The sequence below is a fragment of the Mesorhizobium sp. M4B.F.Ca.ET.143.01.1.1 genome, assembly GCF_004792275.1.
Taxonomy (GTDB): domain Bacteria; phylum Pseudomonadota; class Alphaproteobacteria; order Rhizobiales; family Rhizobiaceae; genus Mesorhizobium; species Mesorhizobium abyssinicae.
Map to the genome: position 1 here is coordinate 1 of NZ_SRSR01000036.1, position 14,341 is coordinate 14,341.

The window sequence follows — 14,341 nt, forward strand, 5'->3', positions numbered from 1 at the left end:
AGGCGTATGACGCTTGTCCGCTGCAGCGCCGCGCCAACCAATCCGCTTGGCGCTGCAGCGGACTCATAGGGGGAGAACTGTTACCTATGTATCCGGTCCATTCTGTTACCCATCTATCGGCTGGACACCGGCAGGGCAATGAGGGGCAGCGCCGACTTTGACAGCAATGGGTCCAAGCTTAGGTTGAAGGCCGATATCTCCGCCTGGCCTTGTCTTTCTGCCGTAGGCGCCGCCCCTCACCTGCCTGCCGGTATCCTCTCCCCGTATAGTGACGGGGAGAGGGGCGCCGTCATCAACGGTTTCGCCAATTGGCCCGCTACAACACGACACGTGACAAGCGCCTTCGCATCGACTATATGAGCCGCATGATCCACCTGACCGCCTCGTTTTGGTACTTTAGCTACGGTAGCTCGCTGGCGGCGGGAGGATTGCGCTCGATCTGAAGATTGCAGCATCAAAATCCGACAAGCCGCCAGACCTGGCGGCTTTTTTGTTTCAGCCGGCAGGTCTCCTAACCAGGAGCAGAAAGCCGTGTTGACCACCACAGACGACCTTCGGGTCACCGAACTCAAGGAACTGAGCACGCCGGAAGAGGTGATGCGCGAGATACCGCGCACGCTGACGGCGACGCGCACTGTTGCCGCGTCACGCAATGCCATCCATTCGATCCTGACGGGCGCCGACGACCGGCTTTTGGTCATCGTCGGCCCCTGTTCGATCCACGATCCGGTCGCCGCAATGGACTACGCCAGCCGTCTGGCGGCGCTGCGCGAGGCCCTTGCAGACCGGCTCGAGATCGTCATGCGCGTCTATTTCGAGAAGCCGCGCACCACGGTCGGCTGGAAGGGGCTGATCAACGATCCCGACCTCGACGGCAGCTTCAACATCGACAAGGGGCTGCGCATGGCGCGCAACGTGCTGTCGGCCGTCAACAATCTCGGCCTGCCGGCGGCGACCGAGTTCCTCGACATGACGACGCCGCAATACATCGCCGACCTCGTCGCCTGGGGCGCCATCGGCGCGCGTACCACCGAGAGCCAGATCCATCGCGAGCTGGCCTCGGGCCTGTCCTGCCCGGTCGGCTTCAAGAACGGCACCGACGGCAATCTCCGCATCGCCGCCGAGGCGGTGAAGTCGGCCGCCCAGCCGCATCACTTCATGGCGGTGACCAAGGGCGGCCGCAGCGCGATCGCGGCGACCACCGGCAATGAGGACTGCCACGTCATCCTGCGCGGCGGCATCCAGCCAAACTACGACGCGGCTTGCGTCGCCGCCTCCGCTGCGGAGCTCGGCCGCATCGGGGTCGCGCCGCGGCTGATGATCGACGTCAGCCACGCCAACTCGAGCAAGAAGCCGGAGAACCAGCCGAAGGTGGCGGCCGACGTGGCGGGCCAGGTGGCAGCGGGCGACGAGCGCATCATCGGCGTCATGATCGAGAGCAATCTCGTCGCCGGCCGGCAGGACGTGGTGGCCGGCAAGCCGCTCACCTACGGCCAGAGCATCACCGATGGCTGCATCGACTGGGCGACCACCGAGACGGTGCTGCACGGCCTTGCCGGCGCGGTCGAATGGCGGCGGTCGGCACGCCGCGAAATGCTGGCGACCCGGCAGGGCGCGGCCTGACTTCCTTCTCCCCCGGTGGAAGAAGGTGGATCGGCGCGCAGCGCCGAGACGGGTGCTGGAAGGAACTCGGCGCGGGCCCTTGAGGCTCACGCCGCCCCCAGACCTTCCCAGGCGGTGAACACCGAGACCGCGAACAGCAGCAGCCCCGCCGCCCGACCGGCAAGGACGGTCGCCCGCGGATTGGCGACCAGCAGCTCGCGGCTGCTGCCGGCGGTAACCGCGAGCCCGCCATAGATGGCGGCCTGCGTGGCGATCGTCATCAGCCCCATGACGGTCGCCTGCATCCAGATCGGGCCGTAATCCGGCTTCAGGAACTGCGGATAGACGGCGAGGATGAAGAGGTAGGCCTTCGGGTTGATCAGGCAGGTCATCAGCCCCTGGCGAAACGCCTTCCAGGCGGAACGGCTGCTGGAAGGCCCGTCCTGGCCGATGGTGATGGAGCTGCGCATCAGCGTGATGCCGATATAGGCCATGTAGGCGGCGCCGGCGATCAGCAGCGGCGTGAACAGGATCGGTACGAAATGCATGAGCAGGCCGACGCCGATCGCGCCGTTCAGCGTGTGCACTATGCCGCCCAGCATGATGCCCCCAGTCGCGGCGAGACCTCTGTTGCTGCCGCCCGTCAGCGCATTGGCCAGCACGAACAGCATGTCCATGCCGGGCACGACGATGATGCCGAACAGCAGGATGAAGAAGAGCCAGAGATTTTGCGCGTAGTCCATGTCAGTAGTCTGTTGCCTCACCCGAAACGCCGCAGAGCAATGTGTTGATTTTCAAGCGGATAGGCCGTCCTATAGATCATCCCAACTGACGGGGATGTGTCAGTTGCGTTCGGAGCCGTTGAGGAAATGCGCAAGGCGTCGCGCCTGTTCGAGATCATCCAGATCCTGCGGCTGGCCAGGCAGCCGGTGACGGCGGCCATGATTGCCGAACAGCTGGAAGTGACGGTGCGCTCGATCTATCGCGACATCGCGGCACTGCAGGCGATGCGCGTGCCGATCGAGGGCGGGCGCGGCATCGGCTACGTCCTGCGTCCGGGCTTCGACCTGCCGCCGCTGATGTTCTCGATCGAGGAGATGGAGGCGATCGTGCTGTCGTTGGCGCTGCTCGAGCGCACCGGCGACGACGAGCTCAAGCAGGCCGCAAAACGCGTCGGCGCCAAGATCGCCGGTGCGGTGCCGCCGCCCTTGCGCCAGGCGCTCGACGCCAATGCCCTGCATGCCTGGGGTTTTGCCGCACCCTCGGCCTCGGCGGTCGATCTCGCCTTGGTGCGCCGCGCCATCCGCGACGAGGAGAAGCTCGACCTTTCCTATCGCGACGAGGCGGGCCGCGACACAAAGCGCCTCATCCGCCCGGTCGCGCTCATCTACTACGCCGAAACCGCCAACATCGTCGCCTGGTGCGAGCTTCGCCAGGCTATCCGCAATTTCCGCAGCGACCGCATCGAGGACTGCCGGCTGGCGGGCCTATGGTTCAAGGGCGAAGGCGACCGGCTGCGGCAGCTTTGGGTCGATGGCTGGGAGATCAACGCATCGGCAGCCGCCACCTGACGCTTTGCCGGCTTTGCGTTGGAAGCGGCTGTTACCGCACGTCCACCCAGCGCTGCTCCTGGAACGAACGCGCCATCGCATGCACGGTGCGCTCGATCTCCAGCCCCTCGTCGAAGTCGATGATCCGCGCCGGCTTGCCGGCGAGCCGCAGCATGAGCTCGCGGCATTCGATGATCTTGAGGTCGTTGAAGCCGAGGCCGTGGCCGGGCGCCGGCACGAAGGCGTCGTAGGGCTTGTGGTGCGGCGCCACCAGGATGGTGCGGTAGCCCTGCTCGGTCGGCCGGTCGGCCGTCAGGTAGAGCTGGAACTCGTTGAACCGTTCCTGGTCGTAGAGGATCGAGCCTTTCGAACCGAAGATCTGGATGGCGATGCGGCCCTTGCGGCCCCAGGCCGAGCGATTGACCAGCAGCGTGCCGGCGATGCCGTTCTCCAGATGCATCAGCACGCTGGCAATGTCGTAGGTCTCGACCGCGCGGCGTCCCCCGGATGCAACCTTGCGGTCGGCATAGGGCTTGGCCATGTCGCACATGACGCGGCCGACGCGGCCGAACAGCACCTTGATCAGCGACAGCGGATGCACGGCGAAATCGTCGAGCGCGCCGTAGCCCGACGCTGCCTCGTGCTTCCAGAAGAACGCCGCCTCCGGGTCGGCCATGAAGTCCTCGTCCATCTCGATGCGCAGATGGTTGACCTCGCCGATGATCTTCTCCTCGAGCAGCGCGCCGATATGGCGGATGGCCGGGTTCTGGATGTAATTGTAGCCGAGCGCCGCCACCTTGCCGGATTTCTTCGCCGCCTTCGCCATCGCCTCGGCTTCCGCGAAGCCCGGCGCCATCGGTTTCTCGCACCAGAGATGCTTGCCGGCTTCGAGGATGGCGATGGCCATTTCCGGATGGAACTGGTTGGGCGTGGTCAGCGAGACGATCTCGACCTCCGGATCGTTGACCACGGCGCGCCAGTCGCCGGAGCCCCTGGCGAAGCCGAACTCACCGGCCTTGCGCCTGGCAAGCTCGTCATTGACCTCGCCGAGATGCACCAGCCTGGGCTTGGCTACATCCGGGAAGACGGTGCCGACCGCGCTCCAGGCAATGGCGTGGCACTTGCCCATGAAACCCGTGCCGATGAGGCCCACTCCGACCATTTGGATGTCTCCATTGAAGGGGAACTGTAGCGTGTGGATGAATTAATCCATTTCCGCTCGGAATGGAACGTCCAAATCATTTTTTATGGTGTTCTTGCGCGAAGCCGCTATGATGAGGCAGGAGAGGGGGACTACCATTATGGCCGTGGGCGGAGCGACGATGGACGAACGGGTTCCCCGCGATTTCGAGACGCTGCGCGCGACGATCCTGGAGCGGCGCCACAGCCTGCCTAAGCGCATCGCGCAGATCGCCGCCTATGCGCTCGACAATCCCGACGACATCGCTTTCGGCACCGCCGCCAGCATCGCCGCCTCGGCCGGCGTCCAGCCCTCGACCCTGATCCGCTTTGCCCAGCAGCTCGGCTTCGACGGGTTCACCAGCCTGCAGCTTGTGTTCCGCGAGCGCCTGCGCGAGCGCAATTCCTCCTATGACGAGCGTTTGGCCGCGCTGCGCGCCAAGGCCGAGGAAGGCGCCGGCCACCGAGCGATCTTCGACGGTTTCGTCGCCGCCGCCAGCACCTCGCTGAGCGACATTTCGCGCACGCTCAACGAACCGCATTTCGAGGAGGCGATCGCGCTGCTGGCCAAGGCCGAGACCATCTACGTGCTCGCCAAGCGCCGCTCCTATCCGGTCGCCTCCTACATCGCCTACGCGCTGGGCAAGCTCAAGATCCGCAACCAGCTGATCGAGTCGGCCGCCGGCCTCAATGCCGAGATGGTCGGCTTTGCCACGCCGAGGGATGCCGTCATCGCCATCTCGTTTTCGCCTTATGCGCCGGCGACCATCGAGGAAACGCGCGCCATCTCCGAGCAGGGCGTGCCGATCGTCGCCATCACCGACTCCTCGTTCTCGCCGCTCGCCCAGTTCGCCAAGGTCTGGTTCGAGGTCGCCGAGGCCGATTTCGCCGGCTTCCGCTCGCTGTCGGCGACGATGGCGCTGGCCATGGCGCTGACCGTCGCCGTCGGCGAGAAGCGGCGCGACACGGGCCGCAAGCGCAAGGGCTGAACGGCTCGGCCTGCAGTCTTTTTCGGCTAGGGAATGCTCATTCCATCTTGACTACAGATTGGAATTATTATTTCATAATCCCGGCATCACGCCGCCGCTCGCGCGTGTACCCCAAAATGGGGTTGCTCAACACAATAAGGCCGATGGGAGGTTCGAATGGGCGAAGCCGTGGAAGCGAAACCGCTCGACGTCATCACCATCGGCCGCGCTTCGGTCGATCTCTACGGCCAGCAGATCGGCTCGCGGCTGGAGGACATCACCTCCTTCGCCAAATCGGTCGGCGGCTGCCCGGCCAACATCTCCGTCGGCACGGCCAGGCTCGGCCTGCGTTCGGCGCTGCTCACCCGCGTCGGCGACGAGCAGATGGGCCGTTTCATCCGCGAGCAGCTCAAGCGTGAAGGCGTCTCGGTCGACGGCCTGAAGACCGACAAGGAGCGGCTGACCGCGCTGGTGCTGCTCTCGGTCGAGGATGAAGGCGTCTCGCCGATGATCTTCTACCGCTCCGACTGCGCCGACATGGCGCTGGCCGAGGAGGACATCGACGAGGCGTTCATTGCCTTGGCCCGCGCCGTCGTCGTCACCGGCACGCATTTCTCCCGCCCCAACAGCGACGCCGCGCAGCGCAAGGCGATCCGCATCATGAAGGCCAAGGGCGGCAAGGTGGTCTTCGACATCGACTACCGCCCCAACCTCTGGGGTCTTGCCGGCCATGCCGAGGGCTTCGAGCGCTATGTCAAATCCGACCGCGTCTCGGCCCAGCTGAAGACGGTGCTGCCCGATTGCGATCTCATCGTCGGCACCGAAGAGGAGATCATGATCGCCTCGGGCGCCGACGATTGCCTGAGCGCGCTGAAGACCATCCGCTCGCTGTCCAAGGCCACCATCGTGCTCAAGCGCGGCGCCATGGGCTGCATCGTCTACGACGGGCCGATCAGCGACGACCTCGAGGACGGTATTGTGGGCAAGGGCTTTCCGATCGAGGTCTACAATGTGCTTGGCGCCGGCGATGCCTTCATGTCCGGCTTCCTGCGCGGCTGGCTCGGGGGCGAGAGCTTCGCCACGGCGGCGACCTGGGCCAATGCCTGCGGCGCCTTCGCCGTCTCGCGCCTGCTCTGCGCGCCGGAATATCCGACCTTCGAGGAATTGCAGTACTTCCTCAAGCACGGCAGCAAGCACCTGGCGCTGCGCAAGGACGAGGCGATCAACCACATCCATTGGGCGACGACGCGCCGGCGCGACATCCCCTCGCTGATGGCGCTCGCCTGCGACCACCGCGTCCAGCTCGAGGACGTCGCCGCCAAGACCGGTGCGGACGCCGCCCGCATCGAGGATTTCAAGGTGCTGACCGTCAAGGCGGCAGCCAGGGTCGCCGCCGGCCGCGCCGGTTACGGCATGCTGCTCGACGAGAAATATGGCCGCGACGCCATGTTCGAATTCGCCCGCCATCCCTTCGCCTGGCTTGGCCGCCCGGTCGAACTGCCGGGCTCGCGGCCGCTGCGCTTCGAATTCTCGCAGGACATCGGCTCGCAACTGATCGACTGGCCGGTCGAGCACTGCATCAAATGCCTGTGCTTCTACCACCCGGACGACCCCGAGGCGCTGAAGCTGGAGCAGCAGCAGAAGCTCAGGACCCTGTTCGAAGCCGCGCGGAAAGTGGGCAGGGAGCTTCTCGTCGAGATCATCGCCGGCAAGCACGGCAAGCTCGACGACACCACCATCCCGCGCGCGCTGGAGGAACTCTATGCGCTGGGCATCAAGCCCGACTGGTGGAAGCTCGAGCCGCAGGCCTCGGCCAGCGCCTGGGCCAAGATCGAGGCGGTGATCGTCAAGAACGACCCATGGTGCCGCGGTGTCGTGCTGCTCGGGCTCGAGGCGCCGCAGGACGAACTGGAAGCGGCCTTTGCCGCGACGGCCAACGCGCCCGTCGTCAAGGGCTTCGCCGTCGGTCGCACCATCTTCATCAACGCCGCCGAACAATGGCTGGCCGGCAGGATGTCGGATGAAGAGGCGGTCGCCGACATGGCGTCGCGCTTCGAGCAACTGACCGAGGCATGGCTTGCCGCGCGCGGCCGCAAGGCGGCATAACAGACGGAAGCCGGAGGAGACGACATGACGAAGACCGTACGCCTGACCATGGCGCAGGCTGTGACCCGCTTCCTGTCGCGCCAGATGACTGAGATCGACGGCAGACGAGTGCCGATCTTCGGCGGCGTCTGGGCGATCTTCGGCCATGGCAATGTCGCCGGCATCGGCGAGGCGCTCTACCAGGTGCGCGACGAATTGCCGACCTTCCGCGCCCACAATGAGCAGGCGATGGCGCATGCGGCAATTGCCTATGCCAAGGCCAATTTCCGCCGCCGCTTCATGGCCGCGACAAGCTCGATCGGACCGGGCGCGCTGAACATGGTGACGGCGGCAGCCCTGGCACACGTAAACCGGTTGCCTGTCCTGTTTTTGCCGGGCGATGTGTTCGCCAACCGCTTGCCCGATCCGGTGCTGCAGCAGGCCGAGGACTTTTCCGACGGCACCGCGAGCGTCAACGACTGCTTCCGCGCCGTGTCGCGCTATTTCGACCGCATCACACGGCCGGAGCAGATCATCCCGGCGCTCAACCGCGCCATGCAGGTGCTGACCGATCCGGCCGAATGCGGCCCGGTCACGCTGTCGCTCTGCCAGGACGTGCAGGCCGAGGCTTATGACTACCCCGAAAGCCTGTTTGCCGAGCGCCTCTGGATGCCGCGCCGGGTTCGTCCGGACCGCAACGAACTGGCGGCCGCCGTCGCGGCGCTGAAGGGCGCCAAAAGGCCGCTGGTGATCGCCGGCGGCGGCGTCCTCTATTCGCAGGCATCGGGCGAACTGGCCAAGTTGGTGCAGGGCGCCGGCATTCCCGTCTGCGAGACGCAGGGCGGCAAGTCTTCGCTCCCCGATGACCATCCGCTCAACATGGCTGCGGTCGGCGTCACCGGCACGTCCGCCGCCAACCGGCTAGCCGAGGAGGCCGATGTCGTGCTCGCCGTCGGCACCAGGCTGCAGGATTTCACCACCGGCTCATGGGCGCTGTTCAAGAATGCCGGCCGCACCATCATCGGGCTGAACACGCAAGGTTTCGATGCCGGCAAGCACTGGGCGCTGCCGCTGGTCGCCGACGCGGCCGAAGGGCTGGCGGAACTGTCCGCTGCCTTGAAGGGCTGGAAGGCGCCGTCCGCCTGGACCGACAATGCGCTGAAGGGCAAGACGGAGTGGCAGGCTGCCGCCGCCAAGGTCACGGCCTCGACCAATGCCGCCTATCCATCCGACGCGCAGGTGATCGGCGCCGTGCAGCGCGCCATGGGCTCCGGCGTCACCTTGCTGCATGCCGCCGGCGGTCTGCCCGGCGAATTGCACAAGCTCTGGCAGGCCGGCGCGCCCGGCTCCTACCATGCCGAATACGGCTTCTCGACCATGGGTTACGAGATCGCCGGCGGTCTCGGCGTCAAGATGGCCAAGCCCGGCGAGGAGGTCGTCGTCATGGTCGGCGACGGCTCCTACCTGATGCTCAATTCCGAGATCGCCACATCGGTGATGCTGGGGCTGAAACTCACCATCGTGCTGCTCGACAACCGTGGCTATGGCTGCATCAACCGGCTGCAGATGGCGACCGGCGGCGCCAACTTCAACAATCTCCTGAAGGACTCCCGCCACGAGGTCATGCCCGATGTCGACTTCGCCGCCCATGCGGCAAGCCTCGGCGCGACGGCCGAGAAAGTGGCCTCGATCGCCGAGCTGGAGACGGCGCTCGCCAGGGCCAAGGGCAACAGCAAGACCACCGTGCTGGTCATCGACACCGATCCGCTGGTCTCGACCGAGGCCGGCGGCCACTGGTGGGATGTCGCCGTGCCGGAAGTCTCCGCGCGACGCGAAGTCAACGCCGCGCGCAAGAAATATGAGGAAGCCGTCGGCAGCCGGCAGGGCTGAGCCCGCTTCCGCCTCGCAACGAACTGACATTGGAGTGACGACTTGAAAGCCAAACTGGGCATGTCCCCCATCGCGTGGTGGAACGACGATCTGGTGGAACTGAGCGATGACGTGTCGCTGGAGGAGTGTCTGCGCCAGTCGCGCTCGGCCGGCTTCACCGGCATGGAAAAGGGCCGCCGCTTTCCCGACGATCCCAAAGTGATGCTGCCGATCCTGAAGGCAGCCGACGTCACGCTCTGCGGCGGCTGGTTCTCCGGCACGCTGGTCGACGAGGAGATGGCCAGGAACAAGGACCGCATCCAGCCGATGATCGACCTGTTCAAGGCGGTCAACGCGCCCTGCATCGTCTATGGCGAGGTCGGCCGCTCCATCCAGGGTGACCGTTCGAAGCCGCTCGCCACCAAGCCGAAGCTCTCCGGCGACGAAATGAAGGCCTATGGCAGGCGCCTGACCGAATTCGGCGAATGGTGCGCCGAGCAGGGCATGCCTCTGTCCTACCACCACCACATGGCGGCGGTCGTCGAGACCGAGCCGGAGCTTGACGCCTTCATGCGCCACTCCGGCGAAGGCATTCCGCTGCTGCTCGACGCCGGCCATCTCGCCTTCGCAGGCGGCGACGTGCTGCGCGCCATCGACAACCACCACAAGCGCATCAACCACGTCCATGTGAAGGACGTGCGCATGGGCGTGATCGACAAACTCGACCGCACCAGGCAGTCCTTCCTCGATGCCGTGGCGCTCGGCGCCTTCACCGTGCCTGGCGACGGGTCGTTGGATTTCGGCGCCATTGTGCAGCGGTTCGCCGACCATGGCTATGAAGGCTGGTTCGTCGTCGAGGCCGAGCAGGATCCGAAGCCAAACCCTCCGCTCAGGATGGCCCAGGTCGGCTACAAGGAGCTGATGCGGGTGATGAGCGCCGCCGGCTACACGGTGGAGACGCAGGGTTTTCCGGCCTGAACGGTGGATTAGTCAGGGCGCCCGGTCTATCTGATGCGCTTTGGCTAAATCCGGGATTGGCGCGCGATGAAAGACTATGAGCACCCGTTCTTCCGGCCGCTGTGGCGGCGCATCGCCGTGGTGGCTGTCTGCCTGGCCTGGTCGGTGATCGAGTTCGCTTCCGGCACGCCTTTCTGGGGCGTCATCGCGCTCGGCTTCGCCGGCTATGCCGTCTGGCAGTTCTTCTATCTCTACAAGCCGGCCGAAGAGGCCAAGCCTCCGGCCGAACCGAAGGAATGATTGAGGAGACAAAAATGTCCAAACTGCTCGTCAAGGCCGACAGGGGCCACGGCCGCGTCGCCCACGTCACGCCGCAAAGCGCCGGCTGGACCTATGTCGGCTTCGATCTTCATCGGCTGAAAGCGGGCGAGACGGCTTCGGGTGAAACGGCCGACCGCGAGGTCTGCCTGGTCTTCGTCACCGGCAAGGGCAAGGCGTCCGCCGCCGGCACGGATCTCGGCCTGCTCGGCGAGCGCATGTCGCCCTTCGAGGGCAAGCCATGGTCTGTCTATGTGCCTGAGGGGTCCAACTGGTCGGTGACTGCCGACACCGAGCTGGAACTCGCCGTCTGCTCGGCTCCCGGCCTGGGCGGCGGCCTGCCGGCCCGCGTCATCGCTCCGCGGGATCTCGGCCAGGAGGTGCGCGGCAAGGGCACCAACACGCGCTACGTCACCAACATCCTGCCCGAAGGCAAGCCGGCCGACTCGTTGCTGGTGGTCGAGGTCATCACGCCGGGCGGTCACACCTCCAGCTATCCGCCGCACAAGCACGACCGGGACAACCTCCCCGCCGAGTCCTATCTCGAGGAAACCTACTACCACCGCCTCAACCCGCCGCAGGGCTTTGCCTTCCAGCGCGTCTATACCGACGCCGGCAGGAATGGCGAGCGCGAGCTGGACGAGGCGATGGCGATCGAGGACGGCGACGTGGTGCTGGTGCCGAAGGGCTACCACCCGTGCGCCGCCTGCCATGGCTACGATCTCTACTATCTCAACGTCATGGCCGGGCCGAAGCGCACCTGGAAGTTCCACAACGCGCCCGAGCACGAATGGCTGATGAAGGCCTGAGCCTCCTGCATTGCGCTGAAGCCATTGGTCCAGCACGGAAAAATCGTCGGCTAAGGACCTGCCTGGCCGATTTGCCATCGAAAACCATCGTAAGCTTCGTCAATCCGTCATGGAAATCACCTATGGCAACGGTCTGACGAGGACTTCTCATGCGCTACGCCATCTATTTCACCCCAAGCCAGGACGAGCCGCTGGCGCGGATCGCCGCCAATTGGCTGGGACGCGACCCGTTCGGCGCCGCCACCCGGCCGGTCGAGGCCGTGGGTGAGCTGTCGGCGGCCGAAGTTGCCTTCCATACCGCCTCGGCCCGCCGCTACGGCTTTCACGCGACGCTGAAGGCGCCCTTCAGGTTGGCTGAGAACGAGACCGAAGCCACGTTGCGCGCGGCGCTCGACAGCTTCGCCGAGGCGGCCCAGCCGGTTACCATCCCGCGCCTCGTCGTCGGCCAGATCGACGGCTTCTTCGCGCTGGTGCCGCAAGCGCCTGTGCCGGCGCTCAACCGCTTCGCCGGCGATGTCGTGCTCGCCTTCGACCGTTTCCGCGCGCCGCTGACCGAGGCCGAGATCGAGCGCCGCAGCCCCGACTCGCTGAAGCCGGACGAGTTCCGCAATCTCTGCCAATGGGGCTACCCCTACGTCTTCGAAACCTTCCGCTTTCACATGACGCTGTCCGGCCGCGTTGCGTCACAGGAAAGCCCTCGTCTGCGCGCAGCAATCGACAGCCTGTTCACGGAAGTGCTGCTGCGGCCGGTGCCGGTCGAAGCGCTGACGCTGTTCGTCGAAACCGAACCGGGCGCCCCGTTCATGGTGCTGTCCCACCACGCGCTAGGACGCCGCCCGGCCCGGAAAACTGCCTGAGACCAAACTGCTTGAGACCAAACTGCCTGATTACCAAGGACGATTTGAAATGACCGCCGAGACCGTTCTCACCAATGCCCGCATCGTGCTTGCCGACGAGATCGTCGAGGGCTCGCTGGTGCTGCGCGACGGCTTGATCGCCGCCATCGACCCGGGCGCTGCCCGCGCCGGCGAGGACATGGGCGGCGACTACATCATCCCCGGCCTGGTGGAACTGCACACCGACCATCTCGAAGGTCACTACGCGCCGCGCCCGAAGGTCCGCTGGAACCCGATTGCCGCCGTGCTTGCCCATGACGCGCAGGTGGCAACCGCCGGCATCACCACCGTGCTCGATGCCTTGCGCGTAGGCATGGACGAGGACGCCGACCTCACCTCCGCCGACATCCGCAAGCTGGCCGACGCCATTGAGGACAGCGTCGCGCAGGAGCGGCTCAGGGCCGACCATTTCATCCATCTGCGCTGCGAGGTCTCGGCACCGGACTGCCTGAAGGCCTTCGCCAATTTCGAGACCGACGAGCGGGTGAAACTGGCGTCGCTGATGGACCATGCGCCAGGACAGCGCCAGTTCGTCAATCTCGAAACCTATGCCTATTACTACCAGCGCAAGCTGAAGCTCTCCGATCGCGACTTCCAGAAATTCTGCGAGAAGCGCATGGCGGAATCGGCGATGAATTCCGGTCCGAACCGCATCTTCATTTCCGCCGCCTGCCACGAACGCGGCATTGTGCTGGCCAGCCATGACGACGCCACCGCCGGCCATGTCGAGGAAGCGATCGAGCAGGGCGTGCGCGTCGCCGAGTTCCCGACCACCGAGGAAGCGGCGCGGGCCTCCAAGGCGGCAGGCCTCGGCGTGCTGATGGGTGCGCCCAACGTCATGCGCGGCGCCTCGCATTCCGGCAACGTCTCGGCCCGCACGCTGGCCGGCGAGGGCCTGCTCGACATCTTGTCGTCCGACTACATTCCCTTCAGCCTGATCCAGTCGGCATTCTTCCTTGGCGATATGGTCGAGGGCATTTCCCTGCCGCAGGCGGTGGCGATGGTCTCGAAGAACCCGGCCGAGGCGGTCGGTCTCAGTGACCGCGGCGTGATCGAGGAGGGCCGGCGCGCCGATCTGGTGCGCGTGCGCGTCGACGATCATGTGCCGGTCGTGCGCACCGTCTGGCGCCAGGGGCGCCGGGTCGCATGATGGTCTCGGCCCTGCTCGAACGCGAATTGTCGGCCGAGAAATTTCCGATCCGCAACGGCGTCTTCGTCGCCGTCGTCGGTCCGAGCGGAGCCGGCAAGGACACGGTGATCGGCTATGCAAAGGGCCGCTTCGCCGACGAGACGCGGCTCGAATTCGTGCGCCGCGTCATCACCCGCCCGAGCGACGCGGCGAGCGAGGACCACGATACGCTGGCCGATGCCGCCTTCGCCGAGGCCGAGGCCGACGGCGCCTTCGCCTTGTGCTGGGACGCCCACGGCCTGCGCTACGGCCTGCCCGCCGATGTCGACTGGGCGGTCGCCAACGGTCATGTCGCCGTCGCCAACGTCTCGCGGTCTGTTATTCCGGCGCTGCGCGAGCGTTACGCCAATCTGGCGGTGGTCGAGATCACCGCGACGCCGGAAATCCTCGCCGAGCGGCTGGCCGCGCGCGGCCGCGAATCGCGCGGCGAAGTGCTCGCGCGCCTGGCGCGCAGCGCCAGCATCGCGCTCTCCGGACCGGACGTCACCTCGATCGACAACAGCGGCGCCAAGGACATCGCCGGCGAGCGCTTCGCCGAGGTGCTGCGCAAGGCGATGGCGTTTTCGGATTTGTCCAGCATGATCTGAGGTGAATTGATTCAGGTGATGCCGGCTTGCATGTGAGAGGTTGAGCCGAGACTTGTTGATGTCGGCGCCGCCCCTCATTGCCCTGCCGGGCATTTCTCCCCGTATAGTGACGGGGAGAAAGGGCTGACCCCAGCCTCGGCGCCTTTCTAGCAACATTCGAAATTGGCGAAATCATCGAAGAGAGCGCCCCTTTCCCCGTTACTATACGGGGAGAGCGACTGTCTTGGCTGTCAAGCTGTTTGCCATGGTTTTTGGTCGCGGATGATGGCGTTGAGAATGGTCAGCAGCTTTCGCATGACGGCCACGACGGCGACGATCTTCGGCTTGCCGAC

General features: G+C 65.7%; 13 protein-coding genes and 1 pseudogene. 11 read left to right on the plus strand and 3 right to left on the minus strand.

Going from position 1 to position 14,341, the window contains the following annotated elements:
- Positions 1–531: 531 nt before the first annotated feature.
- A complete protein-coding gene (locus EN786_RS35365; protein ID WP_127391602.1) occupies positions 532–1,623 on the plus strand; it encodes a 3-deoxy-7-phosphoheptulonate synthase in 1,092 nt (363 codons plus the stop codon).
- 86 nt (positions 1,624–1,709) lie between these two features.
- Here EN786_RS35365 and EN786_RS35370 read toward each other — a convergent pair whose 3' ends face one another.
- Complete coding sequence (locus tag EN786_RS35370; RefSeq protein ID WP_127310442.1) at positions 1,710–2,345, minus strand: LysE family translocator; 636 nt, start codon at positions 2,343–2,345, stop codon at positions 1,710–1,712.
- A gap of 126 nt (positions 2,346–2,471) precedes the next feature.
- Here EN786_RS35370 and EN786_RS35375 point away from each other — a divergent pair, with 126 nt between their 5' ends.
- Positions 2,472–3,173 carry a YafY family protein gene (locus EN786_RS35375; protein WP_127310441.1) on the plus strand — a complete coding sequence of 234 codons (702 nt, stop codon included), beginning with the start codon at positions 2,472–2,474 and terminating at the stop codon, positions 3,171–3,173.
- 31 nt (positions 3,174–3,204) lie between these two features.
- Here the strand turns inward: EN786_RS35375 and EN786_RS35380 are convergent, their stop codons facing one another.
- Positions 3,205–4,314 carry a Gfo/Idh/MocA family oxidoreductase gene (locus EN786_RS35380; protein WP_127310440.1) on the minus strand — a complete coding sequence of 370 codons (1,110 nt, stop codon included), beginning with the start codon at positions 4,312–4,314 and terminating at the stop codon, positions 3,205–3,207.
- A gap of 160 nt (positions 4,315–4,474) precedes the next feature.
- Between EN786_RS35380 and EN786_RS35385 the strand changes: the two genes are divergently transcribed.
- From EN786_RS35385 to phnN, 9 genes are all read left to right on the plus strand, one after another.
- On the plus strand, positions 4,475–5,320 hold the full coding sequence (locus EN786_RS35385; RefSeq protein ID WP_187331344.1) for a MurR/RpiR family transcriptional regulator: 846 nt from the start codon (positions 4,475–4,477) through the stop codon (positions 5,318–5,320).
- A gap of 156 nt (positions 5,321–5,476) precedes the next feature.
- Positions 5,477–7,405 (plus strand): 5-dehydro-2-deoxygluconokinase, encoded by a 1,929-nt coding sequence (gene iolC, locus EN786_RS35390; RefSeq protein WP_127310439.1) that lies wholly within the window; start codon positions 5,477–5,479, stop codon positions 7,403–7,405.
- A 24-nt stretch (positions 7,406–7,429) separates the two neighbouring features.
- Positions 7,430–9,274 (plus strand): 3D-(3,5/4)-trihydroxycyclohexane-1,2-dione acylhydrolase (decyclizing), encoded by a 1,845-nt coding sequence (gene iolD / locus EN786_RS35395; protein ID WP_127310438.1) that lies wholly within the window; start codon positions 7,430–7,432, stop codon positions 9,272–9,274.
- A 42-nt stretch (positions 9,275–9,316) separates the two neighbouring features.
- Positions 9,317–10,231: a myo-inosose-2 dehydratase gene (gene iolE / locus EN786_RS35400; RefSeq protein ID WP_127310437.1), complete on the plus strand. Its 915-nt coding sequence runs from the start codon at positions 9,317–9,319 to the stop codon at positions 10,229–10,231.
- 66 nt (positions 10,232–10,297) lie between these two features.
- Positions 10,298–10,510, plus strand: a complete 213-nt coding sequence (locus EN786_RS35405) for a DUF3329 domain-containing protein (RefSeq protein ID WP_126057076.1) — start codon at positions 10,298–10,300, stop codon at positions 10,508–10,510.
- Between the two features lie 14 nt (positions 10,511–10,524).
- Positions 10,525–11,337, plus strand: a complete 813-nt coding sequence (iolB, locus tag EN786_RS35410; protein WP_127283258.1) for a 5-deoxy-glucuronate isomerase — start codon at positions 10,525–10,527, stop codon at positions 11,335–11,337.
- Positions 11,338–11,486: 149 nt separating this feature from the next.
- Entirely contained in the window at positions 11,487–12,194 is a 708-nt protein-coding gene (locus EN786_RS35415; protein WP_127283259.1) for a DUF1045 domain-containing protein, read from the plus strand.
- Between the two features lie 49 nt (positions 12,195–12,243).
- Positions 12,244–13,383, plus strand: coding sequence for an alpha-D-ribose 1-methylphosphonate 5-triphosphate diphosphatase (locus EN786_RS35420; RefSeq protein WP_127283260.1), 1,140 nt, complete (start codon positions 12,244–12,246; stop codon positions 13,381–13,383).
- Positions 13,380–14,009 carry a phosphonate metabolism protein/1,5-bisphosphokinase (PRPP-forming) PhnN gene (gene phnN / locus EN786_RS35425; protein WP_189340530.1) on the plus strand — a complete coding sequence of 210 codons (630 nt, stop codon included), beginning with the start codon at positions 13,380–13,382 and terminating at the stop codon, positions 14,007–14,009. The genes EN786_RS35420 and phnN overlap by 4 nt, the downstream gene beginning before the upstream one ends.
- Positions 14,010–14,239: 230 nt before the next feature.
- Here phnN and EN786_RS35430 read toward each other — a convergent pair.
- A pseudogene (locus EN786_RS35430) lies at positions 14,240–14,341 on the minus strand (IS110 family transposase); the annotation flags it as partial.

Coding starts and splice junctions, on each gene's coding strand:
- EN786_RS35370 (WP_127310442.1), bottom strand. CDS start 2,345: ATGGACTACGCGCAAAATCTCTGGCTCTTCTTCATCCTGCTGTTCGGC.
- EN786_RS35375 (WP_127310441.1), top strand. CDS start 2,472: ATGCGCAAGGCGTCGCGCCTGTTCGAGATCATCCAGATCCTGCGGCTG.
- EN786_RS35380 (WP_127310440.1), bottom strand. CDS start 4,314: ATGGTCGGAGTGGGCCTCATCGGCACGGGTTTCATGGGCAAGTGCCAC.
- EN786_RS35385 (WP_187331344.1), top strand. CDS start 4,475: ATGGACGAACGGGTTCCCCGCGATTTCGAGACGCTGCGCGCGACGATC.
- iolC (WP_127310439.1), top strand. CDS start 5,477: ATGGGCGAAGCCGTGGAAGCGAAACCGCTCGACGTCATCACCATCGGC.
- iolD (WP_127310438.1), top strand. CDS start 7,430: ATGACGAAGACCGTACGCCTGACCATGGCGCAGGCTGTGACCCGCTTC.
- EN786_RS35405 (WP_126057076.1), top strand. CDS start 10,298: ATGAAAGACTATGAGCACCCGTTCTTCCGGCCGCTGTGGCGGCGCATC.
- iolB (WP_127283258.1), top strand. CDS start 10,525: ATGTCCAAACTGCTCGTCAAGGCCGACAGGGGCCACGGCCGCGTCGCC.
- EN786_RS35415 (WP_127283259.1), top strand. CDS start 11,487: ATGCGCTACGCCATCTATTTCACCCCAAGCCAGGACGAGCCGCTGGCG.
- EN786_RS35420 (WP_127283260.1), top strand. CDS start 12,244: ATGACCGCCGAGACCGTTCTCACCAATGCCCGCATCGTGCTTGCCGAC.
- phnN (WP_189340530.1), top strand. CDS start 13,380: ATGATGGTCTCGGCCCTGCTCGAACGCGAATTGTCGGCCGAGAAATTT.